The organism is Pseudomonas salicis, assembly GCF_057128705.1.
In genome coordinates this window covers 831971-857692 of the sequence record NZ_JBSKHU010000004.1, presented here as the reverse complement: position 1 = coordinate 857692, position 25722 = coordinate 831971, and the positions used below count along the sequence as shown (strand labels likewise).

At 61.0% G+C, this 25722-nt stretch carries 25 protein-coding genes; 11 read left to right on the top strand and 14 right to left on the bottom strand.

All coding sequences use genetic code 11. The features are described from left to right. The first annotated feature begins 35 nt into the window (after positions 1 to 35). Together ACWKWE_RS18500 and ssuE are read left to right on the top strand one after the other, a co-directional pair. A complete protein-coding gene (locus ACWKWE_RS18500; RefSeq protein ID WP_166597971.1) occupies positions 36 to 1118 on the top strand; it encodes a polysaccharide biosynthesis/export family protein in 1083 nt (360 codons plus the stop codon). A 388-nt stretch (positions 1119 to 1506) separates the two neighbouring features. Continuing rightward, positions 1507 to 2088 (top strand): NADPH-dependent FMN reductase, encoded by a 582-nt coding sequence (gene ssuE, locus ACWKWE_RS18495; protein WP_483851313.1) that lies wholly within the window; start codon positions 1507 to 1509, stop codon positions 2086 to 2088. Between the two features lie 156 nt (positions 2089 to 2244). On the opposite strand, the gene ACWKWE_RS18490 is transcribed toward ssuE, so the two are convergent. The 4 genes from ACWKWE_RS18490 to ACWKWE_RS18475 all read right to left on the bottom strand — a co-directional run bounded on the left by ACWKWE_RS18490 (position 2245) and on the right by ACWKWE_RS18475 (position 5987). Then, positions 2245 to 2847: a LysE family translocator gene (locus tag ACWKWE_RS18490; RefSeq protein WP_341959021.1), complete on the bottom strand. Its 603-nt coding sequence runs from the start codon at positions 2845 to 2847 to the stop codon at positions 2245 to 2247. Between the two features lie 140 nt (positions 2848 to 2987). Continuing rightward, the gene (locus ACWKWE_RS18485; RefSeq protein ID WP_166597968.1) at positions 2988 to 3263 is read right to left on the bottom strand and encodes a hypothetical protein; all 276 of its coding nucleotides are present in this window, start codon (positions 3261 to 3263) and stop codon (positions 2988 to 2990) included. 208 nt (positions 3264 to 3471) lie between these two features. Continuing rightward, positions 3472 to 4842: a GntT/GntP/DsdX family permease gene (locus ACWKWE_RS18480; RefSeq protein ID WP_483851312.1), complete on the bottom strand. Its 1371-nt coding sequence runs from the start codon at positions 4840 to 4842 to the stop codon at positions 3472 to 3474. A 251-nt stretch (positions 4843 to 5093) separates the two neighbouring features. Continuing rightward, positions 5094 to 5987, bottom strand: a complete 894-nt coding sequence (locus tag ACWKWE_RS18475; RefSeq protein ID WP_166597966.1) for a LysR family transcriptional regulator — start codon at positions 5985 to 5987, stop codon at positions 5094 to 5096. Between the two features lie 130 nt (positions 5988 to 6117). Here ACWKWE_RS18475 and ACWKWE_RS18470 point away from each other — a divergent pair, with 130 nt between their 5' ends. From ACWKWE_RS18470 to ACWKWE_RS18460, 3 genes are all read left to right on the top strand, one after another. Beyond that, on the top strand, positions 6118 to 6819 hold the full coding sequence (locus ACWKWE_RS18470; protein ID WP_483851311.1) for a CoA transferase subunit A: 702 nt from the start codon (positions 6118 to 6120) through the stop codon (positions 6817 to 6819). Between the two features lie 82 nt (positions 6820 to 6901). Continuing rightward, positions 6902 to 7558, top strand: a complete 657-nt coding sequence (locus ACWKWE_RS18465; RefSeq protein WP_166597964.1) for a CoA transferase subunit B — start codon at positions 6902 to 6904, stop codon at positions 7556 to 7558. A 274-nt stretch (positions 7559 to 7832) separates the two neighbouring features. Next, on the top strand, positions 7833 to 9251 hold the full coding sequence (locus tag ACWKWE_RS18460) for a short-chain fatty acid transporter (protein ID WP_166597963.1): 1419 nt from the start codon (positions 7833 to 7835) through the stop codon (positions 9249 to 9251). Between the two features lie 6 nt (positions 9252 to 9257). Here ACWKWE_RS18460 and ACWKWE_RS18455 read toward each other — a convergent pair whose 3' ends face one another. Beyond that, entirely contained in the window at positions 9258 to 10154 is an 897-nt protein-coding gene (locus ACWKWE_RS18455; RefSeq protein ID WP_483851310.1) for a LysR substrate-binding domain-containing protein, read from the bottom strand. Between the two features lie 103 nt (positions 10155 to 10257). Between ACWKWE_RS18455 and ACWKWE_RS18450 the strand changes: the two genes are divergently transcribed. Further along, positions 10258 to 11166: a DMT family transporter gene (locus ACWKWE_RS18450; protein ID WP_483851309.1), complete on the top strand. Its 909-nt coding sequence runs from the start codon at positions 10258 to 10260 to the stop codon at positions 11164 to 11166. Positions 11167 to 11177: 11 nt separating this feature from the next. Here the strand turns inward: ACWKWE_RS18450 and ACWKWE_RS18445 are convergent, their stop codons facing one another. Further along, complete coding sequence (locus tag ACWKWE_RS18445) at positions 11178 to 11882, bottom strand: CTP synthase C-terminal region-related (seleno)protein (protein ID WP_166597960.1); 705 nt, start codon at positions 11880 to 11882, stop codon at positions 11178 to 11180. A gap of 104 nt (positions 11883 to 11986) precedes the next feature. Between ACWKWE_RS18445 and ACWKWE_RS18440 the strand changes: the two genes are divergently transcribed. Beyond that, positions 11987 to 12850, top strand: a complete 864-nt coding sequence (locus ACWKWE_RS18440; protein WP_483851308.1) for a LysR family transcriptional regulator — start codon at positions 11987 to 11989, stop codon at positions 12848 to 12850. Positions 12851 to 12865: 15 nt separating this feature from the next. Here ACWKWE_RS18440 and ACWKWE_RS18435 read toward each other — a convergent pair whose 3' ends face one another. Then, complete coding sequence (locus tag ACWKWE_RS18435) at positions 12866 to 13930, bottom strand: LacI family DNA-binding transcriptional regulator (protein ID WP_483851307.1); 1065 nt, start codon at positions 13928 to 13930, stop codon at positions 12866 to 12868. 184 nt (positions 13931 to 14114) lie between these two features. Here ACWKWE_RS18435 and hisD point away from each other — a divergent pair, with 184 nt between their 5' ends. Together hisD and ACWKWE_RS18425 are read left to right on the top strand one after the other, a co-directional pair. After that, entirely contained in the window at positions 14115 to 15422 is a 1308-nt protein-coding gene (hisD, locus tag ACWKWE_RS18430; RefSeq protein ID WP_166597957.1) for a histidinol dehydrogenase, read from the top strand. Positions 15423 to 15569: 147 nt separating this feature from the next. After that, on the top strand, positions 15570 to 16961 hold the full coding sequence (locus ACWKWE_RS18425; RefSeq protein WP_166597956.1) for a GntP family permease: 1392 nt from the start codon (positions 15570 to 15572) through the stop codon (positions 16959 to 16961). A 139-nt stretch (positions 16962 to 17100) separates the two neighbouring features. Here the strand turns inward: ACWKWE_RS18425 and ACWKWE_RS18420 are convergent, their stop codons facing one another. From ACWKWE_RS18420 to ACWKWE_RS18400, 5 genes are all read right to left on the bottom strand, one after another. Then, entirely contained in the window at positions 17101 to 18012 is a 912-nt protein-coding gene (locus tag ACWKWE_RS18420; RefSeq protein ID WP_483851306.1) for a helix-turn-helix transcriptional regulator, read from the bottom strand. Positions 18013 to 18175: 163 nt separating this feature from the next. Next, positions 18176 to 18865 (bottom strand): fumarylacetoacetate hydrolase family protein, encoded by a 690-nt coding sequence (locus tag ACWKWE_RS18415; protein ID WP_483851305.1) that lies wholly within the window; start codon positions 18863 to 18865, stop codon positions 18176 to 18178. 111 nt (positions 18866 to 18976) lie between these two features. After that, the gene (locus ACWKWE_RS18410; RefSeq protein ID WP_166597953.1) at positions 18977 to 19741 is read right to left on the bottom strand and encodes an SDR family oxidoreductase; all 765 of its coding nucleotides are present in this window, start codon (positions 19739 to 19741) and stop codon (positions 18977 to 18979) included. Positions 19742 to 19792: 51 nt separating this feature from the next. Beyond that, entirely contained in the window at positions 19793 to 20725 is a 933-nt protein-coding gene (locus tag ACWKWE_RS18405; RefSeq protein ID WP_483851304.1) for a 2-hydroxyacid dehydrogenase, read from the bottom strand. 58 nt (positions 20726 to 20783) lie between these two features. Next, entirely contained in the window at positions 20784 to 22142 is a 1359-nt protein-coding gene (locus ACWKWE_RS18400; protein WP_483851303.1) for a sensor domain-containing protein, read from the bottom strand. A gap of 292 nt (positions 22143 to 22434) precedes the next feature. On the opposite strand from ACWKWE_RS18400, the gene ACWKWE_RS18395 reads away from it, so the two are divergent. Further along, on the top strand, positions 22435 to 23577 hold the full coding sequence (locus ACWKWE_RS18395; RefSeq protein WP_166597950.1) for a glycerophosphodiester phosphodiesterase: 1143 nt from the start codon (positions 22435 to 22437) through the stop codon (positions 23575 to 23577). Between the two features lie 170 nt (positions 23578 to 23747). Here ACWKWE_RS18395 and pyrF read toward each other — a convergent pair whose 3' ends face one another. Continuing rightward, a complete protein-coding gene (pyrF, locus tag ACWKWE_RS18390) occupies positions 23748 to 24446 on the bottom strand; it encodes an orotidine-5'-phosphate decarboxylase (protein ID WP_483851302.1) in 699 nt (232 codons plus the stop codon). A gap of 223 nt (positions 24447 to 24669) precedes the next feature. On the opposite strand from pyrF, the gene ACWKWE_RS18385 reads away from it, so the two are divergent. Beyond that, positions 24670 to 24837: a DUF2897 family protein gene (locus ACWKWE_RS18385; RefSeq protein WP_166597948.1), complete on the top strand. Its 168-nt coding sequence runs from the start codon at positions 24670 to 24672 to the stop codon at positions 24835 to 24837. Between the two features lie 50 nt (positions 24838 to 24887). On the opposite strand, the gene ACWKWE_RS18380 is transcribed toward ACWKWE_RS18385, so the two are convergent. Next, the gene (locus ACWKWE_RS18380) at positions 24888 to 25718 is read right to left on the bottom strand and encodes a substrate-binding periplasmic protein (RefSeq protein WP_483851301.1); all 831 of its coding nucleotides are present in this window, start codon (positions 25716 to 25718) and stop codon (positions 24888 to 24890) included. Positions 25719 to 25722 lie beyond the last annotated feature (4 nt).

Here is a 25722-nt window from a genome sequence, read left to right as displayed (position 1 = left end):
AGTACGCACCTATTAGGATTAGAAGGAACATTCATATGAAAGTAACGTTAGCGGTAGTGCTGCTTTCCAGTCTGGTTTTGCAAGGCTGCGCATTCGCCCCCGGTCAATACATGTCACTGAGCGATGTCACTGAAAAGGACCCTGACGGTCCGGCGGTCACGCTCGTCCAGATCACTCCGACAACCCTGGCCCAGCAGCAGAAAACGGCTGCTTCCCAGGCCAAGCCATTGCCACCTGAGTTGATGACCTACAAAACCCCTGAATACGTGGTCGGGCCGGGCGATGCCCTGCTGGTCACCGTGTTCGAACACCCTGAACTGACCGCCCCCGGCTCTCAGGAACAACTGGACGCCAACAGCCGCGAAGTGTTGAACGACGGCACGGTGTTCTTCCCGTATGTCGGTCGTATTCAAGCGGCGGGCAAGACCGTTTCGCAGATTCGCGAACAACTGCGCATGGGCTTGTTGCCGCAATACACCGAGGTCAAGGTGGACGTGAAAGTGCTGCGTTACAACAGCCAGCGCATCCTCCTGTCCGGTGCGTTCAAAGCGCCGGGGCCACAACCGATCACCAACATCCCGTTGAGCCTGGTGCAAGCGATCAGCACCGCTGGCCTGGACCTGACCGACGCTAACCTCGCTGGCCTGACCTTGCGTCGCGACGGCAAGGACTACGTGATCGACGTCGATTCGCTGAACCGCAAGGACTCGCAGCTGAGCAAGATCTACCTCAAGGACGGCGACTACCTGCACCTGAACAGCAACTCGAAAAACAAGATCTACGTGTTGGGCGAGGTTCAGCGTCCACAGGTGATTTCGTTCAGCACCACCAGCGTGACCCTGCTTGAAGCCCTCGGCACGTCCGGCGGCCTGAGCCCGGACGCGGCGGACGGAGAGGCCGTTTACGTGATTCGGGCGCAGGACGCGACCCACTCGGCGACGGTGTATCACTTGAACGCGAAGAAACCGACCAGTTACGCGCTGGCCAAGGGTTTCGAGCTGGCGGCGCAAGACGTCGTGTTTGTCGGCCCGGCCAACATCACCCGTTGGAGCCGTTACGTGAGCCAGCTCTTGGGTTCGAACAACATCATCCAGACGGGTGCGATGTTCCGGAACTAAAGGAGCAGCTTCGAGCTTGAAGCTTCAAGTGGCAAGTTAGAAGCAAAAGCAAAAGCAAAAATCCTCGCAGTCGTTGGCTGCGGGGATTTTTTTTGGCTGGCGTTTTGTTCATCCAGCTAAAGGCAATGGCGCCGAGATACCCGCAACTGTTGCCCCAACAACACCTATTCAACACTTGCCTCCGCCTGCATCAGTTCGCATCATCAGGCGTTTACGCACAACTGTCGTGGAGCCCGCGCAATCATTGGGCAACACGTTCGTCGGCTACGCTGGCACGCATGCTGCTTTAAAACTGTCACAGGGTCTATCCGCCCACTCACTTTCGCGTTGCACGCGGCCTGTACGGTGCACGTTGCACCTCGGGTGACTGACCCCAAGGAATCTGAACATGTTGGTCGTTTCAATTTCAGGCAGCCCATCGACCCGGTCACGCTCGGGCGTGGTGCTGAAACACGCGGCACAGTGGCTGACCGATCACGGCGTCGGCGTGAAGCCTGTCCGCATCCAGGACTTCAATGCCGAAGACCTGCTTTACGCACGCTTCGACAGCCCCGAAGTCATCGCCTTTATCGACGCTGTGGCCAAGGCCGACGGCCTGCTGATCGGCACGCCGGTGTATAAGGCCTCGTTTTCCGGCGCGTTGAAAACCCTGCTCGATTTGCTGCCGGAGCGTTCGCTGCACGGCAAAGTCGTCCTGCCCATCGCCACCGGTGGCAGCATCGCGCACATGCTGGCCGTGGATTACGCGCTGAAGCCGGTGCTCTCTGCGCTCAAATGTCAGGAAGTGCTGCACGGCGTGTTCGCCATCGACACCCAGATCAGCTACGGCGACAACGCTCTCGGTGGGGACCTCGACGAACTGCTGACCCAGCGACTGCACGACGGGCTGGATCATTTCCTGCTGGGGCTGCAACACCGTACGAACGCGCGGCATAAAGAGGCGGGTGGGCATTTGAAGCTGGCGTTGTAAGCAGCTAAACGCATTTCCCTGTGGGAGCGAATTCATTCGCGATACGTCGGCACGCCCGATAAATCTCTGTCGGATGTACCACCCTTTCGCGAATGAATTCGCTCCCTCAGTTCAATCACCGTTTCATGTTCCGGACGTGGCGTCCGACAGACCGAATCAGTGCTCCAACAGCGGGTACAGCGACAACACCAACAACGCCGCCATCACCCCATTGAACACCCGCAACCACAGCGGATCTCGCAGCACGTTGCGCAACAGGCTGCCAAACCCCGCCCACATCCCCACCGCTGGCAGGTTGACGATGCCGAACACCAGCGCGATCACCGCAACGTTCGTGAAATAGCCATTCATGGGCGTGTACGTGCTGATCGCGCCGACCGCCATCACCCACGCCTTGGGATTGACCCACTGGAATGCTGCCGCGCCGAGGAAGCTCATCGGTTTGCCTTTGCCTGCATCGCTTTCGTTGGCGGGGCCTGAGGTCGCGATCTTGTACGCCAGGTACAACAGATACGCCGCGCCCGCGTAACGCAGCACGGTGTAGAGCACGGGATAAGCCTTGAACACCGCCCCCAGCCCGAAGCCGACCGCCAGCACCATCAACGCGAAACCGCAACTGATGCCGAGCATGTGGGGGATGGTGCGGTTGAAACCGAAGTTCACGCCCGAGGACAGCAGCATGGTGTTGTTGGGACCCGGTGTGATGGATGAAACAAGGGCGAACAGGATAAAGGCGAGCAGCAGGTCGGGAGTCAGCATGAGACGGGTCCAGTGTGTTGTTTTCTGCCTGCCACGCTAGCGAAAGCGAGGCGGGAAACACATGGACAGTAAGGCTGACTTTCGTCCGTACAGTTAGCTGGCAAAACTCAGGTCACAGCAACTGTATTGGCGTACAGCGTTCAGCCCTGGCGAGCCTTGGAAGCCGTGCTGACCTCGGCGTTGAACTCGCCGCGGTTGTCGAATTCGTGGGCTTGCTGCAATTGAGGCTGGGCCATCAACTGGGCTTTGCGGGCCTGGTAATCGTCGTAGGACAGGCCGCGACGGTTGAGGTCTTCAAGGGCCAACTGGTGGGTTTCTTCAGCGGTGTAAGGACGCAGTTCGGGATGATTGCCAGCGGCACAGCCAGAAACGACGGCGACGGAAAACAACAGGGCAAGGGCAAGAAGACGGTTCATCGGAGCCTCCATTCGGCTCGTTTCTGGAATGAAGCCAAGGCTACGCGCCGGGGCATTCCAGCTGAAATCAGTCGTCTTGATAGTCGCTATCGGGTTTTCAGAGCCTGAACGCTGAACACCGCGATGCTGATGAAACGCAGCATTCCCTGTGGGAGCTGTCGTAACCTCCAGCAGCTCCCACAGGGGTTGAGTGGAATTCAGGCAGGCATCACACCAACCAATGCCATAACAGCGATGTGCCGATCAGGCCCACGACCGAGACGATGGTCTGTAACACCGACCACACCCAGATCGTCTGCTTGAGCTGCAAGCCGAAATACTCGCGGACCATCCAGAAGCCCGCGTCGTTGACGTGGCAAAAGAACACCGAACCCGCGCCGATCACCAACGCCACCAACGACGCTTCGATCGGCGCCAGGCCCGCCATCATCGGCGCGAGAATACCTGCGGTCGTAGTGGTCGCCACGGTGGCAGAACCCGTCGCCTGACGCAGTGCCACGGCGATCAGCCAGGCCAGCAGCAGGTACGGCATGTGCGCGCCCTCGGCCACTTTACTGATGGTCTGGCTGACACCGGCGTCCAGCAGGGTCTGCTTCAAACCACCACCGGCGCCGATGGTCAGCAACAGCACGGCAATCGGCGCGAGGCTTTTACGCAACGTGCCGCCCACCTGTTCGCGGGAAATGCCGTTGGCCCAGCCGAGGCAAACCGTGGCCGCCAGCACGGCGATCCCCAAGGCCACCAGCGGTTCGCCGAGGAATTTCAGGGTCAGCGCGACGTTGCTTTCCGGCTCCATCGCCACTTTGGCCAGCGTGCTGCCGAGCATCAGAATCACCGGCAACAGAATGATCAGCAGGGAAATACCAAACCCCGGCTGACGGTTCACGTTGGATTTGGCAGAAAACAGCTCGCCCAGTTCGGCGGGCGCCTCAATGTGCAGGCGGTTGGACAGCCAGTTGCCGTACAGCGGACCGGCCAGAATCACCGCCGGAATCGCAATGCAGATGCCCAGCAACATGGTCAGGCCCAGATCGGCGTGCAACGCGCTGACCGCAATCAGCGGCCCCGGATGGGGAGGCATCAGTGCATGCAGCGTGGTCATGCCCGCCAACGCCGGAATCGCGATTTTCAGGAGCGGCAGGTTCGACTGACGCGCCATCACGAAGATGATCGGCACCATCATCACCAACCCCACCTCGAAGAACAGCGGCAGGCCGATGACCATCGCCACCAGCGCCATCACCCATGGCAGCGTCTTGCCCTTGCCCAACCCTAGCAGCGTCGAGGCGATGCGATCCGCCGCCCCCGATTCCGCCATCAGCGCGCCAAGCATGGCACCGAGCGCAATGATGATCCCCGCTTCCCCGAGAATCCCGCCCGCGCCTTTGCTGAACGCTTTTGCAACCGCCTCCGCTGGCAGCCCCGCACCTATCCCTGCGATGAAAGTACCCACCAGAATCGACAGAAACGGCGGGAGTTTGGTGGCGCTGATCAACACGATGATCGTGGCAATGGCGATCAGGCAGCAGATGATCAGGCGGGTGTCATGAAACACCCACGCAGCAGACGACAAGTCCAAGAGTGACCCCTTAATCGTTCGATTCTTATTCAAGGTTTTCTGAAACACTTTGTTTCAGATGGCCAAACGATACCGGATGCGGCAACTCGTCGCAGTGGTTTTTTCTTGGAAAGTGGCCGAAAAGCCCTGCCATTCATCCATTCATCTAAATGAATACGGTCTATGACTGTAGGAGTGAGCTTGCTCGCGATAGCGGAGGGTCAGGTCTCGAATCTGGGGCAGGCATATCGCTATCGCGAGCAAGCTCACTCCTACAGTAATGGGGTTTGGGCGCACTCAATCAACACATCCCTTAACGCCTGCGCCGCGGCTGACAGTTTGTGATCGGCGAGGGTCATCAACCCGATCCGCCGTTCGATGCGCGGCCCTTCGAGCGCAATGCAGCGGGCGCCCAACTCCTGCATTTGCTGAATGCACAACGAGGGCACGGCGCTGACCCCCAACCCGTTCGCCACCATGCGGCCGACCGTGGACAGCTGATGGCTTTCAAACGCCACCGAGAGCTTGCCGTGCTGGGTTTGCAGATCCTGCTCAAGCAACAACCGCACGGCGGAGGGCCGTTGCAGGGTGATGAAGTCGTGGCGCAGCAGCTCGTCCCACGTCACCTCCCCTTTCGCCGCCAAGGGCGAATCCATCGGCACCACCGCGACGAAACGGTCGGTGTAGAACGGCGTGAAGGTCAGGTTGTTGGCGGACTCGGGTTCGAAGCCGATGCCCAATTCAACGCGGCGGTGATCCACCATTTCCAACACTTGCTCGTTGATCACGTCGTGCACCGCGACGTTGACCCTGGGGTAGCGCCCGCGAAACACCTTGAGCGCGATCGGCAGCAAATTCCCCGCGAACGACGGCATCGCGGCAATCGACACTTTGCCCATCTGCAAGGTGAAGCGCTGGCGCAGCAGTTCTTCGGCGTTGTCCCAATCCGCCAACAGCTGCCGGGCCAGTGGCAGCAGCGTTTCGCCTTCAGGGGTCAGGCTGACATTGCGCGTGGTGCGGGTCAGCAATTGACCGCCCAAGTCCTCTTCCAGCGCCTTGATCGTCAGGCTCAGCGCCGGTTGCGACAAGTGCAGGCGCTCCCCTGCTTGCGCAAAACTCAAGGACTGCGCGACGGCCAGAAAAGCTCGGAGCTGTTTCACGTTCATATATTTGAATTACTTATCAATCTATGAAAAAAACAAAATTAACAAATCACTGAGACAGAGAGAAGATGCAAACAACGCTCTCTGGCAGCATGATTGTCAGACACAACTACAAATCAGGCGGGATATCACCATGGCTGGACTCGACAAACGGGTTGCAACTTACGAAGAGGCCCTCGCTGGCCTGACCGACAACATGACGGTACTGGCGGGCGGTTTTGGCCTGTGCGGTATCCCTGAAAACCTGATCGCCCACATCAAGCGCATGGGCGTGAAAGGCCTGACGGTGGTCTCGAACAACTGCGGCGTCGACGGCTTCGGCCTCGGCATCCTGCTGGAAGACCGGCAGATCCGCAAAATGGTCGCGTCCTACGTCGGTGAGAACAAACTGTTCGAGGAGCAGTTGCTCAACGGCGAGCTGGAAGTCGAACTCACCCCGCAAGGCACCCTCGCTGAAAAAATGCGCGCAGGCGGTGCTGGCATCCCCGCGTTCTACACCGCCACCGGTTACGGCACCCCGGTCGCCGAAGGCAAGGAAACCCGCCAGTTCAACGGCCGTAACGTGATTCTCGAAGAGGCCATCACCGGCGACTTTGCGATCGTCAAAGGCTGGAAAGCCGACCACTTCGGCAACGTCGTCTATCGTCACACCGCACAGAATTTCAACCCGATCGCCGCCACCGCCGGGAAAATCACCGTGGTCGAGGTCGAGGAAATCGTCGAGCCGGGCGTGCTGCTGCCGACCGAAATCCACACGCCTGGCATCTATGTAGACCGCGTGATCCTGGGCACCTTCGAGAAACGCATCGAACAGCGCACGATCAGGAAAGCCTGATCTCCCGCTTCGCACTCGAACGCTTATCCCTTTGGAAACGTCGGCTTTCACACGCCGGACAGAATAAAAGAGACCCACGATCATGGCACTCTCCCGCGAACAAATGGCACAGCGCGTTGCGCGCGAACTGCAAGACGGCTTTTACGTGAACCTGGGCATCGGTATCCCGACCCTGGTCGCCAACTACGTCCCTGACGGCATCGACGTGATGCTGCAATCGGAAAACGGCCTGCTGGGCATGGGCGCGTTCCCGACCGAAGAAACGATCGATGCCGACATGATCAACGCCGGTAAACAGACGGTGACCGCCCGCCTTGGCGCGTCGATTTTCAACTCCGCCGAATCCTTCGCCATGATCCGTGGCGGCCATGTCGACCTGACCGTGCTGGGCGCGTTCGAAGTCGACGTCGACGGCAACATCGCGTCGTGGATGATCCCCGGCAAGCTGGTAAAAGGCATGGGCGGCGCGATGGACCTGGTGGCCGGTGCCGACAACATCATCGTGACCATGACCCACGCGTCCAAGGACGGTGAGTCCAAACTCCTGTCCCGTTGCAGCCTGCCGCTGACGGGCGCGGGTTGCATCAAGAAAGTCCTGACCGATCTGGCCTATCTGGAGATCGAAAACGGCGCGTTCATCCTGCGCGAAACCGCCCCGGGCGTGACGGTCGAAGAGATCATCGCCAAGACCGCCGGCAAGCTGATAGTGCCGGATGACGTGAAGGAAATGACGTTCTGATGAGTTCAGGCTTCAGCCCGACTCGTCCCCTGTAGGAGTGAGCTTGCTCGCGATAGATTGTTCAGCCACCCACGCAGTGTCTGATCGGTCCAATCGCGAGCAAGCTCACTCCTACAGGAACGAGTCAGTAGTCGTCATATCGTTATGCCACTCTGCCCCTTCCGCAACGAAGGGGCTTTGCTGTATCTAGAGCTTCATCTTTTTCGTACCACTGCCAACCCTAAAAACAGCTATTTCAATAGCCCTTAATAACAACTCCAAGAGGTATCCCTACGTGGCCGCTGATATTGAAGAAAGCCGCTCCGCCCGATTTGCCCTGCGCTGCGCCAAGTGGGCCGAACGCTGGTTCCCCGACTCCTGGGTGTTCGCCGCCCTCGCCGTGGTCATCGTCACCTTGGCCACGCTGGTCATCGGCGCTAAACCTGCTGACACCGCCAAAGCGTTCGGCGACGGTTTCTGGAGCCTGATCCCCTTCACCATGCAAATGGCCTTCGTGGTCATCGGCGGTTACGTGGTCGCCAGCTCGCCACCGGCGGTGAAGCTGATCGACCGTCTGGCCCGTATCCCGAAAAACGGTCGTTCGGCCGTGGCCTGGGTCGCGCTGATATCCATGGTCGCGTCCCTGCTGAACTGGGGCCTGTCGCTGGTGTTCGGGGGTCTGCTGGTGCGTGCGCTGGCCCGTCGTACCGACCTGAAAATGGACTACCGCGCCGCCGGTGCCGCCGCGTACCTGGGTCTCGGCGCCGTGTGGGCGTTGGGCCTGTCGTCGTCCGCCGCGCAACTGCAAGCCAACCCGGCGAGCCTGCCGCCGTCGATTCTGGCGATTACCGGGATGATCCCGTTCACCCAGACCATCTTCCTCTGGCAGTCGGGCGTCATGTTGCTGGCCTTGGTGGTGATCTCGATCATCGTCGCCTACGCCACCGCGCCCGGCCCGAACAGTGCCCGCGAAGCCAAGGATTGCGGTGTCGACCCGGCGTTCAGCATGCCGCCACTGCCACCGCGCACCCGTCCGGGCGAGTGGCTGGAATACAGCCCGCTGCTGATCATTCTGATGGTCGTGCTGGCGTCCGGCTGGTTGTATAACGAATTCAGCACCAAACCCGCGATCACCGCGATTTCCGGCCTGAACACCTACAACTTCCTGTTCATCATGGTCGGTGCCCTGCTGCACTGGCGTCCGCGCAGTTTCCTGGACGCCGTGGCCCGCGCCGTGCCGACCACGACCGGCGTGCTGATTCAGTTCCCGCTATACGGTTCGATTGCCGCGCTGCTGACCACGGTCAAGGGCGGTGACGCTCAGACCGTCGCGCACCACATCTCGACGTTCTTCACCAGCATCGCCTCCCACGACACCTACGCGCTGCTGATGGGCGTGTACTCGGCCATCCTCGGTTTCTTCATTCCGTCCGGTGGCGGCAAGTGGATCATCGAAGCGCCGTACGTGATGCAAGTCGCCAACGACCTGAAATACCACCTGGGCTGGGCGGTGCAGATCTACAACGCCGCCGAAGCGTTGCCGAACCTGATCAACCCGTTCTACATGCTGCCGCTGCTGGGTGTACTGGGCCTCAAAGCCCGCGACCTGATCGGCTTCTCGTTCGTGCAATTGCTCGTTCACACGCCGCTGGTGCTGTTCCTGCTGTGGGCGCTGGGCACGACGCTGGCGTACATTCCGCCGTTGATGCCGTAAGACGCTTCACCCGTTCGATGGCTGATTGGCGAGTACGATCAGCCACGCCTTAAGCGCCTGCACCGTCGGGCGCAGGATCGAATGCTTGGGCTGCACCAGGTAATACCCCTTCGTCAGCGGCAAGCGCTGTGCGAAGGGTTCCACCAACACCCCGCTCGCCACCTCCTCCTGGGTCAGCCATTCGCTGGTGATGACCACCCCCTGATTCCGCCGCGCCGCTTCGATGGCCATCAATGACTGATCGAAATGTATGCCGGGAATGTCCCTGCCCTCCTCGTCGCCGATTCCCGCAAAGCGCTGTAACCAGTCCGACCAATGCGGGTGCAAGGTGTTGTGCAGCAGCGTCGCCCGTCGCAAATCTTCCGGCTGACGCAACCCGACCTGCTCGATGTATGCCGGGCTGCAATACACCCTCGCGTCGTCCTGATGCAGCAGCTCGATGTCCAGCTCCGGCGCATGCCCGTCGAAATGCCGGATCGCCAGATCGACCCGCTCGCTGCTGAAATCGGTGAGGCTGATCGACGAACTCAAGTGCAACGCCACGCCGGGATGGCTTTCAAGAAAGCCGGCCATGCGCCGGGCGAACCATTTGGCGGCCAGGCTCGGCGGCATGTTCAGCCAGACGTTGTTGTTGTGGCGATCACGCAAGGCGTGGCTGGCGTCGATGATCTGCGCCAACGCAGGCTGAATGCGCGCCCAGTACGCCTGGCCGTCCGGCGTGGGCTGCACGTGCCGGATCTGCCGGGTGAACAGCGACACGCCCAGCCACTGCTCAAGGTTGCGAATCTGCTGGCCAACCGCGCCGGGCGTGACGCTCAGCTCGTCGGCCGCAAGAGAAAAACTGTTCAATCGCATGGCTGCATCGAAACACAGCAACGCTTTCAGAGGTGGAGAAGGCTTCATGGCGTAGATTTTCTATTCCATTCCATAGAGATGATGATTTGTAACGGATCACGCCACCGCGCACAATCGCCACCTCATCGATCAAGCGGCAGACCGACTTCCCATGAAAAACATCGCCTACTTCGCCTTCGCCCTCTTGGGGCTGATCTGGGGCACCAACTTCATGTTCATGAAGTGGGCGTTGGAGTGGATTTCTCCCGCGCAGATCGTGCTGGTCCGCTCCTTCTTCGGTTTCCTGCCAATCCTCGTTTACGCCTTGGCCACCCGTGCCCTGAGCTGGAGCCACGTGCGCCATCTGCATCACTTTCTGGTGATGGCGCTGCTGGCGACAGCGGTCTACTACTACCTCTACGCGGAAGGCACGACCCTGTTGCTGTCGAGCGTCGCGGGCCTGCTCAGCGGGGTGATTCCGCTGTTCACCTTCGGCTGTGCCTTTCTGTTTCTGCGGGAAGAAAAACTCAACGGGCGCATGACCCTGGGCGTGCTGCTGGGGTTCGTCGGCGTGCTGTTGATCGCCCGGCCATGGGCCACCGGCGACGCGGCAATCTCGGTGAAAGGCGTGATGTACATGATGCTCGGCTCGTTGAGCATCGGTTGCTCGTTCGTCTACGCCAAACGTTTCCTGACCGGGCTGAACATTTCGGCGGTCGCGCTGTGCACCTATCAGATCGGCCTGGCGCTGCTGATCCTGCTGGCCGTCACCGACCGGACCGGCATGGAACACATCACCGACAGCCCCAAAGCCATGATCGGCGTGTCCCTCGGACTGGGCCTGTCTGGCACCGGCGTGGCGTATATCCTGTATTACTTCATCGTCGAACGGCTGGGCGCGGTGATCGCCGCCTCGGCCACGTACATCCCGCCCGTCATCGCGTTGTTGATCGGCATATTTGTCGCCGGCGAGCCGGTGCACGGGCTGGACGTCGTGGCCATCGCGGCGATTCTGGGCGGGGTGTTCGTGTTGCAGAGCGGCCGTCGACTGGCCGCTCAGCGTGTGCAGTCAGAAGCGTAAACGCTGCCCCCTCAGCTCAACGCGCACGCCCGCACGAAAGCCTTCACCAGCGGCGGCGTTTTGCCTTCCAGTGCCGCGCGCTCGGGCTGGAACAGGGTGGCGACGAAAAACGGATGCCCATCAAGTTCCATGGCGCGAATTTCCTCGTCGAGGTCATAGCCGCTGACCTTCAACGGCCCGGCGAAGATCTGCGCTTCCAGCTCCTTGCGCAGCCCGTAACGGCAGCGATAACGCTCTTGGGTCTGCTCGGCGGCATAGGCTGTGGCGATACGCGAGCCAGCCAGCAGACGAATCGGCGCAAAGGCCTCGACCAGCGAACAGCTCAACGGGGTGATGATGGCCTGATCAGAGTCCGGCGCGGTTTCCGCGTGTTCGGCGTTGGTCCAGCCCAGGTGATTGCGCGCATATTCCAGCAGAGCGTGCTGGAAACCGCCGCAGGTTCCGAGAAACGGCACCTGCTGTTCACGGGCAAAGCGGATCGCGGTCAGCGCGCCGTCCATGTCGCGATAAGGGCTGGCCGGGACGCACCAGACGCCATCGAATGCCTTCAAACCTCCGCCGTTTCCCACGTCCGGCGTGGGCACCCATTGGCCTTCGACGACAATGCCGGTCTCCCCCGCCACCCGGTCCAGTGCCACGGGAATCGCCTGATGCGCGGGCACGCTCACGTCGTAATCCCCCACCAATGCGATGCGAATGCTGTGCTTCTGTTTCATGCGTGCTCCCTGATATCGAAACGCTTTGCGGTCAGTCCGGCGCTGACTATAAGCTTGCCGTCGTGCAATCAATATTGGCGTCTCGACAAGTGATCAATGCAGCAATGCAATACCGAATCAACCACGGGGACCTGGTGCTGATCCTCGCCCTGGTGCGCGGCAAGACCCTGCCCAGAGCGGCCGAATTGCTGAAAGTGGACGTCTCGACCGTGTTCCGTTCCGTGCGCAGGCTGGAGGCCTCGGTGGGTACGTCGCTGTTCGAAAAAAGCCGCTCGGGGTATCGGCCCACCGACGCCGCGATGCACTTGGCGCAACAGGCCGAAAGTGCTGAGCAAGCGTTGGCACTGGCGCAAATCAGCCTTGAACAGGGCCAGCAGATTGTCAGCGGCACCGTGCGCCTGACCTGCACCGAGGCCGTGTTGCAAGACCTGCTGCTCCCGGCGCTTCGGCAGTTCATGCCCGATTACCCCGGCTTGAAGCTGGAGCTCAACACCTCCAGCGCCTTCGCCAACCTCAGCCGTCGAGACGCCGATATCGCCTTGCGCCTGACCAATGCGCCACCGGAACATCTGGTGGGCACGCGGCTGGGCACGGTGTCGTATCAGGTGTGCGCCAGCGAGGCGTATGTGCAACGGTGCGGCGAGGTCGAGTGGGAGAGGATGGACTGGGTTGCCCCCGATGACTTCCTGCCCGACCACCCCACCGTTGCGTGGAGGCGTCAGCAGTTTCCGGGGGTGAATGTGGCCTATCGATGCAGCTCGATGCTCGCCGTCGCGCAGTTGGTACGGGCGGGAATGGGCGTCGCCGCGTTGCCGGATTTCATGTTGCGCGAAGGGGAATGGCGACGGTTGGGCGAACCGTTGGAAGGCCACGACACCGGGCTCTGGCTGCTGACCCGGCCGGATTGCCGGGCACTGCGTTCGGTGTCCGCGCTGTTCAGCGAACTGACGCGGGCTTTGAGAACCTGATGGCGCGGGATGGCGTCAGGGCTCCCAGATCCGCTCGCCATTGATCTCCAGCATGCCCGTTGCGGGAATTCGCGCCGTGTCGCGTACGATCATTCGCCCCGGCAGAATCTCCTGAATCGCCGAGGTGTTCGGATCGGCCAGTTGCGCGCAGATGATGTTCACCGCGCGGCCGATCATTTCGGTCATGGGCTGTTCGAACGTGGTCAGACCGAAGATGGGCCACTGCCCTTGCGGCAAATCGTCGAACCCGACGATGGAGACGTCGCTGCCCGGTTTCACCCCGCGCTCATGGCACACGTTGATCGCGGCCAGCGCCATCAGGTCGTTGGCGCAGAAAATCGCATCGGGCGGCGCATCGAGGCTCAGCAACCGGCGGGTCGCGGCCATGGCGCCTTCGAAGGTGTATTCCCCCACTTCACGCAACGGCGGCGGCAGCCCTTGCGACGTCAGATAGCCGCTGAAACCCGCCTCACGGTCACGGTTAGTCGAAGAGCTTTCCTTGCCCGCGATGAACGCCAATCGCTCATGCCCGGCCGCCACCAGAAACTGCGCGATGGTGCGACTGCCGGTGAGGTTGTCGCTGGTCACGCTGGAGACAGAGGTGCTGCCATTGGTGCGGTTGAACAGCACCACGGGCAGTCCGATGGTGCGGCACTCCTCGGCAAAATGCGACGACAGGCTCGCGGACACCAGCACCAGACCGTCGACCTGATAGCGCAGGATTTCTTCCAGCACCGGGTCGGAATCTTCGTTGTTGGCCATGGAAAACAACAGAATGCGATAGCCCAAGCCTTCGAAAGCCGCTGAAAGGGATTCGAGCACCCGCGCATAAAACGGGTTGGCCATGCCCGGAATGGCCACGCCGATCAGGTTGGAGCGTCGGGTGATCAGCGAGCGCGCCACCAGATTGGGGCGATAGCCCAGCAGCGCTGCGGCCTCTTCGACCTTGCGCCGGGTGTCGGGCGACACACTGGCGCCTTTGGTGAACGTGCGCGACACCGCCGACTGGGAAACCCCCGCCTGCCTGGCCACGTCATGGGCCGTCACCGGACGCCGTCCCCGCTCCGTGTTGTCTGACATATCGTTTCGACCGCCGAAAAAAAAATGATGATACCTGCCAATCGCTTATGTCACATCCCGCGCTGAAATTCGCGCCCATTCGGCGTGAGGGGTTTGCAACCTGAAAAATCCTGGATTAAGATCAAGCCATTGCATACGTATGCAAATCTTCACACCCATAAGAACAAGCTCGAAGGAGAACACCGTGGCTAAGTGGCTTAAACAAGGCGCCGAAGCAGAAGTCATCAAATCCGCTGCCCGTGAAGTCCGCGATACCGTTGAAAATCTGCTGGCCGACATCGAAGCACGTGGCGACGCCGCCGTGCGTGAATTGGCAATCCGTTTCGACAAGATGGACCGCGAGGACTACCGCCTCACGGATGCTGAAATCCAGGCCTGTCTCGATCAGCTCAGCGACCGTGACCTCAAGGACATCGAATTCGCCCAGACCCAGGTGCGCAACTTCGCCCAGCACCAGCGCAATTCCATGGTCGACGTTGAAGTCGAAACCCTGCCGGGGGTCATCCTCGGCCACAAACACATTCCAGTGAACGCCGCAGGCTGCTACGTGCCCGGAGGCAAATACCCGCTGCTGGCATCGGCGCACATGTCGGTGATCACCGCGAAAGTCGCCGGTGTGCCGCGCATCATCACCTGCGCCCCGCCCTTCCACGGCAAACCCGCGCCTGCCATCGTCGCCGCGCAGCACATGGCCGGTGCCAACGAGATTTACTGCCTGGGCGGTATTCAGGCCATCGGCGCCATGGCGCTGGGCACCAAGTCTATCGCGCAAGTGGACATGCTGGTCGGTCCGGGCAACGCATTCGTTGCCGAAGCCAAGCGCCAGCTGTTCGGTCGCGTGGGCATCGACCTGTTCGCAGGCCCGACCGAAACCCTGGTAATCGCGGACGAAACCGTCGACGGCGAACTGTGCGCCACCGACTTGCTGGGCCAGGCCGAGCACGGTCCGGACTCCCCGGCCATCCTGCTGACCACCTCGGAAAAACTCGCCCGCGAGACCATGGCCGAAGTCGAGCGCCTGCTGAAAATTCTGCCGACCGCCGACATCGCCCGTCGCGCCTGGGAAAGCTTCGGCGAAGTGATCGTCGCCGAGGACGAAGCGGAAATGCTGGCCATCGCTAACGACCTGGCCTTCGAACACGTGCAAGTGATGACCAAGGACCCGGATTACTTCCTCAAGAACATGCGCAACTTCGGCGCACTGTTCCTCGGTCCGCGCACCAACGTGTCGTTCGGCGACAAGGTCATCGGCACCAACCACACCCTGCCCACCAAGAAAGCCGCGCGTTACACCGGTGGTCTGTGGGTCGGAAAGTTCATCAAAACCTGCACCTATCAGAAAGTCCTCACCGACGAGGCTTCAGCGATGGTCGGCGAATACTGCTCGCGCCTGTGTGCGCTGGAAGGCTTCGCCGGTCACGGGGAACAGGCCAACATCCGCGTGCGCCGTTATGGCCACAAGGACGTGCCCTACGCCGGTGCCGCCCAATAAGCGTCACGCTCCAGTTGGCTTTTTGCGGAAAAAGGCGAGCGCACGACCGCTCGCCTGAACAATAAAAACAATCACATCCACTGCGGACCACACCTCGCCTGTCCAGGCCGGGTGGCGGTTCGCTGTGCCGCTTTTAAGGATTGACTCATGAGTGTTGTCATCGCCGTTCTGGCGTTGTGCGTTCTGATGCTGGCTGCGTATCGGGGTTACAGCGTCATTATCTTCGCCCCACTGGCCGCCCTTGGCGCTGTGCTGCTGACCGATCCGACCGCCGTGGCGCCGGTGTTCAGTGACCTGTTCATGGACAAGATGGTCGGCTTTATCAAGCTGTACTTTCCGGTCTTTCTCCTCGGCGCGGTGTTCGGCAAGCTGATCGAACTGTCGGGTTTTTCCCGCGCTATTGTCCAGGCAGTCATCGGGTTGCTGGGGAGCAGCCAGGTGATTCTGGTGATCGTGCTGGTCTGCGCCTTGCTCACCTACGGCGGTGTGTCGCTGTTTGTGGTGGTCTTCGCGGTCTACCCGTTCGCGGCCGAGATGTTCCGCCAAGGCAATATCCCGAAGCGCCTGATGCCCGCGACCATCGCGCTGGGTGCGTTCACCTTCACCATGGACGCCATGCCCGGCACCCCGCAAATCCAGAACATCATTCCGACGACCTTCTTTGGCACCAACTCCTGGGCCGCACCGTGGCTGGGCGTGTTGGGTTCGCTGTTCGTGTTGGTCTGCGGCATCGTCTATCTGGAATACCAGCGTCGTAAGGCCGCCCGGGCCGGTGAAGGTTACGGGACTAACCTGCGCAATGAGCCGGAAACCCCGGAGCAGATCAAACTGCCCCACCCGCTGATCGCCCTGCTGCCGCTGATCCTCGTGGGCGTCATGAACCTGCTGTTCACGAAATGGATTCCGGGCTGGTACGGCGGTTCGTACGGCATTCACCTGCCGGGCCTCAAGGCGCCGATCCAGACCGACGTCGCCAAGCTGACCGCGATCTGGGCGGTGCAGGCGGCGTTGCTCGTGGGCATCATTACCGTGCTGGTGTTCTCCTTTCGCACTGTCGCCAGCAAACTGGCCGATGGCAGCAAGACGGCCGTGGGCGGCGCAATGCTGGCGACGTTGAACACGGCATCGGAATACGGCTTTGGCGCGGTGATCGCGGCGTTGCCGGGGTTTCTGGTGGTGGTCGACGGGCTGAAGGCAATCCCCAACCCGCTGTTGAATCAGGCGATCACTATCAACATTCTGGCGGGGATCACCGGCTCGTCCTCCGGCGGGATGAGCATTGCGCTGGCCGCCATGTCCGACACCTTCATTGCCGCCGCCAATGCCGCGCACATCCCGATGGAAGTGATGCACCGCGTCGCCTCGATGGCCGCCGGGGGCATGGACACCCTGCCGCACAACGGCGCGGTCATCACCCTGCTCGCGGTCACCGGCCTGACCCACCGCGAGGCCTACAAGGACATCTTCGGCATGACCATCTTCAAGGTGCTGGCGGCGTTCTTCGTGATTGGCGTGTATTACGCGACCGGGTTGGTGTGATCCAAGGGATCGCCCCGGTTCCAGCGGCGATCCCCGATCTCTGTGGGAGCGAATTCATTCGCGAAAAATGGCACAGCCGATAAAGGTGCATGGGCTGCACGGCCGCTTCGCGAATGAATTCGCTCCTACAGAATCCGCGCTACGCCGACAATCCATTGTGCTCCCGCCGGAACTGCCCAGGCGGCACCCCATGGGCCTTGCGAAACCGCCGCGAGAAATACGCCTCATCGGCAAACCCGCAAATCTCGGCAATGTGGCTCAGGGGTTTGTTGCTGTTCATCAAATGCGTACGGGCCAGACGCATGCGCCGCTCCAGCACCAGCTCGGAAAACGTGCTGCCGGTTTCCTTGCGCAGCAGGTGGGTCAGGTAGTTGGGCGAAAGAAACGCCGCAGCCGCTGCGTCGGTCAGGGTCATCGCCGGATCGGCAATGTGATCGCGAATGTAATCCATCACCCGCCCCATCGCATCACGCCGCCCTCTTCGCTCGGCCTTGTTCGCCGACAGCGCCATCAACTCGGCCTCGAACAGGTTGCAGACCTCGCCAATCAACTGCAGCAGATACCCCCGCAACACCGACCCCGATCCCATTTTCCTCGTCTGATCGGCTTCGCGCATCTGCATGAGCAACGTCGTCACCTCGGCGAACTGTGCGTCGTCGAGGATGAAATCCAGGTGCTCCTGAAACCGGAATGGCGCCAGTTCAGGTGCCTCGGTCAGCGGCACGTCTTCAAGGTCCATCGGGTCGCAGTGCAGACGTTGCAGCAGGAATTCCTGAGAGAAATTGATCAGCACGAAGTTGCCGTCTTCGGGATGCGGAATCACGTGCAGACGATGGGGCAGGATGAACGCCAGGGTGTTGCGCGGGAACGGCCGGATCGCGCCACCGATATGTTGCACGGTGTCGCCGCCGAGGTTGATCTGGATCTGAAAATATTCGTGCCGATGGGGCGAGGTCAGCGCCGGTCGAGCAGACTTGTCACGAATGTAAAAATCCATGCGGTCGCTGCGCTGTTGCATGCCGTAGGTCTGGATGCGGGGGGTGTTCGCCATCGAAATGAAGCCCGGAAAAAAGGCTCAAGCTACAAGTTTTGAGCGGCGAGCTGCAAGCTAAAAGCTGCGAGCGTGAAGCCAACGCGCACAGGCTTTTCTCTTGCAGCTTGCAGCTTGCAGCTTGCAGCTTGCAGCTTGCAGCTTGCCGCTCGACGCTCGCGGCTTATCCGATGGTGACGGTGAGTTCGGCCAAACCTTCGATGCCTGCGGTGACCACGTCACCCCGTTGCAGCGCGCCGACGCCCGCTGGCGTGCCGGTGTAGATCAAATCGCCCGCTTTGACGCCGACCGATTGCGACAGGTAGGCGATCACGTCTTTGACGGCCCAGATCTGGTCCGCCAGGTCGCCACGCTGGCGAGGTTCGCCGTTCACGTCCAGCCAGATGGAACCGTTGTCGGGATGACCGACCTTGCTCACCGGTAACAGCGCAGTGGCCGGGGCGGACGCGTCGAACGCCTTGGCCCATTCCCATGGACGGCCCATTTTCTTGGCCTGCGCCTGCAAGTCACGGCGAGTCAGGTCCAGGCCGACGCCATAGCCCCAAACGTGGCTCAGGGCGTCTTCAGCGTCGATGTTCACGCCATCCTTGCCAATCGCGACCACCAATTCGATTTCGTGGTGCAGGTCCTGGGTCAGCGGTGGGTACGGGATCGTGCCTTCGGCCGGGACCACGGCATCAGCAGGCTTGGCGAAGAAGAACGGTGGCTCGCGATCAGGGTCGTGGCCCATTTCACGGGCGTGCTCGGAATAATTCCGACCGACGCAGAACACGCGACGGATCGGGAAACGGGCAGAAGTCCCGGCCACGGCCAGCGACGGCGTGGCGACGGGTGCAATGACGAATTCGCTCATGGTCATGTCCTCGATTGAAAGTTAGCTCGACAGGGACACAGTGTGCGGATTCGGTGGCAGGCCGGGTTGGACAGATCCCCGGAGGTTTTGGACGGAGCAATGCAATCTAATTCACCCACGCCCCACAAACGGCATGCTGTTCGCCATCACCGTCATGTTCAGCACGTTCGCAGACAGCGGCAGCGCGGCCATGTAGCTCACGGCATCGGCCACGTGCTGCACGTTCATCGTCGGCTCCACCTGCAACTCACCGTTGGGCTGCAACACGCCTTTGGTCATGCGGTCGGTCATCTCCGTCAACGCGTTACCAATGTCGATCTGGCCGCAGGCGATGTTGTACTGCCGACCGTCCAGCGAGGTGCTTTTGGTCAGGCCCAGCACCGCATGCTTGCTGGAGGTGTACGGCGAGCTGAACAGCCGTGGCGTATGCGCTGAGATCGAGCCGTTGTTGATGATCCGCCCACCTTGCGGCACCTGACGACGCATCAGACCGAACGCGCCGCGCACGCACAAGAACATCCCGGTGACGTTGGTGTCGATCACGTTCTTCCATTGCTCCACCGACAACTCATCCATCGGCACCGCCGGTGCGCCGATGCCTGCGTTGTTGAACGACACATCCAGACGCCCGTACGTTTTTTCAATCGTGGCAAAAAGCGCCTCGACACTCGCCGCATCCCGCACATCGGTAGACACCGCCAGCGCCTGCTGACCCGCCGCTTTCGCCTGTTCGGCCAGCTCAGTCAGCGGTTCCAGGCGACGCCCGGCCAGCACCACGGCGTAGCCGTCTTTGAGCCATTGCAGCGCCACGGCACGGCCAATGCCGCTTCCTGCACCGGTGACCAGTGCGACTTTCAAAGCAGAAGATGAAGACATGAGGGGTTCCCTATTTGTTGTTGGAAGAATGAAATCGATGCGTTCGGGGATTCAACTGTGTACAGGCGTCAGCACCGGCTTGCCCGCATAAAACGCCAGCAGGTTGTCCGCGACCATCTGTACCGTGCCCCGCGAGGCTTCCGGCGACAAACCGCCGACGTGGGGCGTCAACACGACATTGTTCAAGCTTTTCAAGACATCCGGTACCTGCGGCTCGTCGTCGAACACGTCCAGACCTGCACCTGCCAGACGCCCGTGCTGCAACGCGTCGACCAGCGCTGCAGTGTCCACGACACTGGCCCGGGCAATATTGATGAGGAAACCTTCCGCCCCCAGCGCCTCGATAGCGGCGCGGTCGATCAGATGACGCGTGCCGCTGCCGCCCGGCGTCGCCACGATCAGAAAATCGGATTCAGCCGCCAGTGCCAGCGGCGTGGCGCAATAGGTGAAACCCACACCGGCCCGAGGCGAACGGCTGTGGTAACTCACCTGCATGTCGAAACCCAGCGCACGCTTGGCGATCGCCATGCCCACCGAACCCAGCCCCAGAATACCGAGGCGCTTGTTGGCGAACGAAGGCCGCGTGACCTTGCGCCACTCGCTGCGCCGCACCGACGCATCGGCCTGGGGAATGTCACGCACCAGCGACAACAGCAACGCCATCGTATGGTCTGCAACGGTCGGCGCATTCACTCCCGCCCCATTGGTCACCACGATGCCTCGCGCTTCTGCAGCAGGCAGGTCCACCTGCTCGTAACCGGCGCCGATCACACAGATGATCCCCAACTTCGGCAACGCCGCCATCTCGGCCGCCGTGAATCCCAATGGCCCACGGGTCAGCACTGCGTCGATCTCGCTGCCCCGCGTCGCCACCGCCTCCGCCCGCATGGCCAGGGTCGGCGCCAGGATCAGCCGAAACCCCTGCTCTTCCAAGATCGGTAAGTACTCGTTCACGCTCTCGACCAACACCAGCACCGTCTTCATCATCACTCCGTCGCGGAAAATTCGATGGGACAGACAGTAGCGCGAGTTAGAGCGGTTTTCACCCCTGAAATCGATTCCCCCCACCCTTCTTCGCGCAATACATCGCTTCATCCGCATGGCGGAAGAGTTGCGTCAGGTCGGTGGCGTTTTCCGGGTAGTTGGCGATGCCGATGCTGGGCAGGATTTGCCAGTCGTTGCCTTTGAGGACCATGGGCACGTTGAGGGTCCTGCAGATTTTTTCCGCGACTTTCGCGGAGTCGTCCGGATGGTTGACGCGGTCGAGCAGGATGACGAACTCGTCGCCGCCGATTCGCGCGACGGTGTCGGTTTCGCGCACGCACAGCTTGAGGCGATGGGCGACTTCCTGAAGCAGAAGGTCTCCCGCCGCGTGGCCCAGGGTGTCGTTGACCTGCTTGAACTTGTCGAGGTCGAGGTAGAGCAGCGCCAGTCGTCCAGCGCTGCGTTTTGCCCGTTCCAGGGATTGTTGCAGACGCTCTTGCAAGAGCATGCGGTTGGGCAATTGGGTCAGTTGGTCGTACTGGGCCATGCTTTTCAGGCGGTCATACAGCTGTTTGCGCTCGATGGCCGCCGCCACTTGGGTGCAGACGAACTGCAACAGTTCCTGATCCCGCTCGCCGTAATGCGGGCAGTCCGGATGGCTCTTGACCAACAGCGCACCGATGATGCCGTGCTGGGTTTCCAATGGGGTGGCGAGCCACGACAGGCCGTCGCCACCGAGCAGTTTCCGGAGATGCTCAGGCGTCGGAATGACCGGATCAGCATCGACGAGTACAGGCGCCAGCAGCAGCGGCCGCCCGGTGCCGACCACTTCGGAGGCCAGGGCGTCAGCCACCGGCTGCTGAAGCGTCGGATCAAGCTCGTCAACGTAGTAGGGAAAATTCACCAGGCCGCTGTATTTGTCCCGCAAGGCGACATAGAAATTGCGTGCGGGCAGCAGGTCTGCGATCACGCCGTGAATGTCCTTGAACAATGCGGGCAAGTCGCTGGCGACGTGAGCGGCTTCGGAAATGCTCAGCAGCGCCGAGCGCACGGAATCGGAACGTTTGCGCTCGGTGATGTCGCGGGCCACTGCGATGCGCAGGTTATCGACTTCGGACCAACGCGCTGACCACATGATGTGCACGATGCGCCCATCCTTGCGCACGTAGCGGTTCTCGAAACCGACGTTGGGCTGCCCTCCCATGATGTCCCGCGCTGCTGCCAACGTGCGTTCGCGATCATCGGGGTGCACCAGCTCAATCATTTTGCGGCCGATCAGTTCGTCGGGCCGGTAACCGAAGATACGCTCTGCCGCCGCACTCGCGAAAACGTAGCGACCTTCGACGTCCACCACACAGATGGCGTCCATCAGCATGTCGACAAAGCCCACCAGTGCCGCGTAAGTGTTTGTTTCCATACGAAAAGAGCCGCCCGCTCACTGAAACGTTCATGCACCCGACGATTTAGCGTCATGAAAGCGCATGAAACTGTGAGCCATATTGCCGAAACGTGCGGGTTTCAGCCATTCGCCAATCCGCCATAACGACAGTTTTTTTCCAGCAGCGACAGTCTGGTTGCCCGCAACTTATCGGCTGTTTATGGTCTGACCCCATGCGCCCGGACACGCAGCCGCTTAACAGGCAGGCTGGCACGCGCAGCGGTTTGCCGCCGCTTCATGAATGAATCATGCACATAAGGAATGTCATCACATGCTCAACAGGCTCTCCACCCACTTGCTTTCCAAGACCGTGCTGGCCACCGCAATGACCGCTGTGATGTGGTCGTCGGGCTCGGCCATGGCAGCCAACGAACCGGGCAAGGCGCTGGCCGCGAAAATCGGCGTGCCGTGGCCTGCGGTCATCGCCCACCGAGGCGCGTCGTTCAATGCACCGGAAGAGACGGTGCCCTCGTACACCCTGGCCCGCGAGCTGGGCGCGGATTATCTGGAGATGGACATTCAGCGCACCAAGGACGGCGTGCTGATTGCCTTGCACGACGACACGCTGGAGCGCACCACCAACGTTGCCGAGGTCTATCCGGACCGGGTGAAAGACCCGCTGAGCAGCTTCACCCTCGAAGAAATCAAGCGACTGGACGCGGGCTCCTGGTTCAACAAGGCCCATCCGGATCGCGCCCGCGCCAGCTATGTGGGGTTGAAGATTCTGACGCTGGATGAAGTGATCGACATCGCCGAAGGCGGCAAGAACAAACCGGGGCTGTACATCGAGACCAAGGTGCCGGCGCAATTTCCCGGCGTCGAAGAGGATTTGAAGAAAAAACTGGAGCAACGCGGCTGGCTGAGCCAACGCCCTGCGGCGGAGAAAGGCCATGTGAACGTGGCCCATACGCCGGGCCGTGTGGTCTTGCAGACGTTCGAGAAGCCGAGTCTGGAACTGCTGCAGAAAGCCATGCCTGACACGCCAAAAGTGCTGTTGTTGTGGACGGGCGACGGGTATATCCCGGCGGCGTCGGACAAGGCGTTCAAGGATTCCGGGGCCAAGGACAAGGCGGCGTTCTACGCAACGCAGCAGGTGAAATCCAAGGAAGAGTTCGCGGCGTGGATGGACTGGGCTAAGGCCCATGGCGCCATTGGCACAGGCCCTGCGGCGGCGCTGAAAAACGGCGGCGATCAGAGCTACATGGATTTGGTGCAGCCCTGGATGAACAAGATGGCCCATGACCGTGGGCTGATCATCCATCCCTACACCGTGGACGACGCGGTGGACTTCAAGGCCATCAGCGCTCGGGGAGTCGACGGGTTCTTTACCAACCGGGCTTCGGAACTGCTGAAGTTCTATGGTCGTCCGTCGAAAGAAAGCATGGAATCGATCCTGAAGCGGATCGGGTATTGAAACCCACCGTGATTCTAGCTGGCTGACGTCATAAATCGCGGCGTCGCTTACCCCCTGTAGGAGCGAATTCATTCGCAAGACGTTGGTACAGGCGATGGAGATGCATCGTCTGTACGGCCGAATCGCGAATAAATTCGCTCCTACAGAGCGCTTGCCGCAAAGGGAGAGGCTTACGCCAACTCCGCCACTACCGCAGCCAACGCTTTTGCCGGGTCGGCGGCCTGGCTGATCGGGCGGCCGATGACGAGGTAGTCGGAACCGGCGTCCAGGGCCTGGCGCGGGGTCAGGATGCGGCGTTGGTCATCCTGCGCGCTGCCAGCGGGACGAATACCCGGTGTCACCAATTGCAACGACGGGTGCGCCGTTTTCAGGGCCTGAGCTTCCAGCGCCGAGCACACCAGACCGTCCATCCCTGCCTTTTCGGCCAATGCCGCCAGACGAAGCACCTGTTCTTGCGGTTCGATGTCCAGGCCGATGCCTGCCAGGTCCTCACGTTCCATGCTGGTCAGCACGGTCACGCCGATCAGCAGCGGTTTCGGGCCGCTGCGCTGATCCAGCACATCACGGCAGGCCGCCATCATGCGCAGGCCGCCGGAGCAGTGCACGTTGACCATCCACACGCCCATTTCCGCCGCAGCCCTGACCGCCATCGCCGTGGTATTGGGGATGTCGTGAAACTTGAGGTCCAGAAACACTTCGAAGCCCTTGTCGTTCAGGGTCTCGACAATGCCCGACGCGCTGCTGGTAAAGAGCTCTTTGCCCACTTTGACCCGGCACAACGTGGGGTCCAGTTGGTCCGCCAGTTTCAACGCGGCTTCGCGGGTCGGGAAATCCAGGGCGACGATGATGGGGGTCTGGCAGACGGACATGAGCGGGTTCTCTGGCAAGTCGAAATCGGCGCGCATTGTAGCTGAACCCATCGCAGGGCGGGACCCGGTGATCGGTAAAAGACAAAGATGCCGCCAAGCCTAGGGCTAACCGTCACACCGTTTCGAAGCCGACTCGCATCCCCGCACGACCGGGCATCCCCTACAATGGAACCACTGGGCAGCGCCGTTGCTCAAAGCGATATCACAATAAGGAGAGAGCCTCATGCCCTGGTATGCCTGGTTGATTCTGGTAATTGCAATTGGCTCGATCGTCGGCGGTTTGGTGATGCTGAAGGACTCAGCGAAAAAACTGCCCCTGACCGATGAACAGCTCAAGCGCGTCCACGAGCGCAACGCCGAAATGGACGCCAAGGAAGCACGCGACCGCTAGACCGCGTCGGGCGGTGAACCCTCGCCGCCCCCGCCTGCCCTTCTGTTCTATCAATCCGTACCGTCACTCTCATCCAGCGCCACGGCGTGATGCGTGGCCTGTGGCGTCACGGCGATCCGGAACGGCTGGAATATCTTGAACATCTGCCCGTTCTCCCGAAGCTGTCTGAGCAACTCCCCAAACTTTTCCCCGGTGATCGGCGCATTCGGTCGCAGCAGCGCGTAGTGCCGGTATATCTGATCGACCCGGTCTGAAATCAGGAATTGATCAGCGTCTTCAGGATTACTGGCCATGAACGTGCTCAGGTACGAGCGGGTGACCAAGGCGATGTCGGCCCGATCCCGGAGCACCATCAACAGGTTGCTGTCATGGGAATAGGTCAGCGTGGCGTTGTATTGATCGGCCAGGAGCTTGGGGTCAGCGTTGAACCGCGCGAAAGCGTAGTGATAACCGCTGAACAACGCGAGGCGCTTGCCCGTCAGGTCATCGAAATAGTTCTGCCCGCGCCCTTGCATACGATGGGCGACGAAAATCTCGGCGTCTTCAAGCCCCATGTCGACATCCTCGTGGGGAATGTCCTTCCAGCCCCAGGCGGGGTTTTCGAAAATGGCCATGTCGAAGCGTTCCTGCTGAAAATCGCGGAAACGACGAGGAATCGAGGTCGGCACCATCTCGAAATGGTAGTCGCTCTGCATGGCGTTCAACGCACTGACCATCTGTGGCAGCAACCCGGTGTCTTCGCCCCGTTCAGGGCGAATCGTGTACGGCGGAAAATGCGCCGCACCAATGCGCACGATCTGCGCCGCGCCCGCTTGCCAGGCCCACAGGGTCGTCGTGGCCAACAGCAGCGTTTTCAAAGCCATCCGCACGGGCGTAGACATCAAG

Excerpts from the sequence above, each read along its gene's own strand:
- ACWKWE_RS18385 (WP_166597948.1), top strand. The coding sequence starts at position 24,670 with ATGCCCTGGTATGCCTGGTTGATTCTGGTAATTGCAATTGGCTCGATC.
- ACWKWE_RS18445 (WP_166597960.1), bottom strand. The coding sequence starts at position 11,882 with ATGAAACAGAAGCACAGCATTCGCATCGCATTGGTGGGGGATTACGAC.
- ACWKWE_RS18425 (WP_166597956.1), top strand. The coding sequence starts at position 15,570 with ATGAGTGTTGTCATCGCCGTTCTGGCGTTGTGCGTTCTGATGCTGGCT.
- ACWKWE_RS18500 (WP_166597971.1), top strand. The coding sequence starts at position 36 with ATGAAAGTAACGTTAGCGGTAGTGCTGCTTTCCAGTCTGGTTTTGCAA.
- ACWKWE_RS18410 (WP_166597953.1), bottom strand. The coding sequence starts at position 19,741 with ATGTCTTCATCTTCTGCTTTGAAAGTCGCACTGGTCACCGGTGCAGGA.
- ACWKWE_RS18395 (WP_166597950.1), top strand. The coding sequence starts at position 22,435 with ATGCTCAACAGGCTCTCCACCCACTTGCTTTCCAAGACCGTGCTGGCC.
- ACWKWE_RS18415 (WP_483851305.1), bottom strand. The coding sequence starts at position 18,865 with ATGAGCGAATTCGTCATTGCACCCGTCGCCACGCCGTCGCTGGCCGTG.
- ACWKWE_RS18490 (WP_341959021.1), bottom strand. The coding sequence starts at position 2,847 with ATGCTGACTCCCGACCTGCTGCTCGCCTTTATCCTGTTCGCCCTTGTT.
- ACWKWE_RS18405 (WP_483851304.1), bottom strand. The coding sequence starts at position 20,725 with ATGAAGACGGTGCTGGTGTTGGTCGAGAGCGTGAACGAGTACTTACCG.
- ACWKWE_RS18465 (WP_166597964.1), top strand. The coding sequence starts at position 6,902 with ATGGCACTCTCCCGCGAACAAATGGCACAGCGCGTTGCGCGCGAACTG.
- ACWKWE_RS18450 (WP_483851309.1), top strand. The coding sequence starts at position 10,258 with ATGAAAAACATCGCCTACTTCGCCTTCGCCCTCTTGGGGCTGATCTGG.
- pyrF (WP_483851302.1), bottom strand. The coding sequence starts at position 24,446 with ATGTCCGTCTGCCAGACCCCCATCATCGTCGCCCTGGATTTCCCGACC.
- ACWKWE_RS18455 (WP_483851310.1), bottom strand. The coding sequence starts at position 10,154 with ATGAAGCCTTCTCCACCTCTGAAAGCGTTGCTGTGTTTCGATGCAGCC.
- ACWKWE_RS18485 (WP_166597968.1), bottom strand. The coding sequence starts at position 3,263 with ATGAACCGTCTTCTTGCCCTTGCCCTGTTGTTTTCCGTCGCCGTCGTT.
- ACWKWE_RS18440 (WP_483851308.1), top strand. The coding sequence starts at position 11,987 with ATGCAATACCGAATCAACCACGGGGACCTGGTGCTGATCCTCGCCCTG.
- ACWKWE_RS18475 (WP_166597966.1), bottom strand. The coding sequence starts at position 5,987 with ATGAACGTGAAACAGCTCCGAGCTTTTCTGGCCGTCGCGCAGTCCTTG.
- ACWKWE_RS18435 (WP_483851307.1), bottom strand. The coding sequence starts at position 13,930 with ATGTCAGACAACACGGAGCGGGGACGGCGTCCGGTGACGGCCCATGAC.
- ACWKWE_RS18470 (WP_483851311.1), top strand. The coding sequence starts at position 6,118 with ATGGCTGGACTCGACAAACGGGTTGCAACTTACGAAGAGGCCCTCGCT.
- ACWKWE_RS18400 (WP_483851303.1), bottom strand. The coding sequence starts at position 22,142 with ATGGAAACAAACACTTACGCGGCACTGGTGGGCTTTGTCGACATGCTG.
- ssuE (WP_483851313.1), top strand. The coding sequence starts at position 1,507 with ATGTTGGTCGTTTCAATTTCAGGCAGCCCATCGACCCGGTCACGCTCG.
- ACWKWE_RS18420 (WP_483851306.1), bottom strand. The coding sequence starts at position 18,012 with ATGGCGAACACCCCCCGCATCCAGACCTACGGCATGCAACAGCGCAGC.
- ACWKWE_RS18380 (WP_483851301.1), bottom strand. The coding sequence starts at position 25,718 with ATGTCTACGCCCGTGCGGATGGCTTTGAAAACGCTGCTGTTGGCCACG.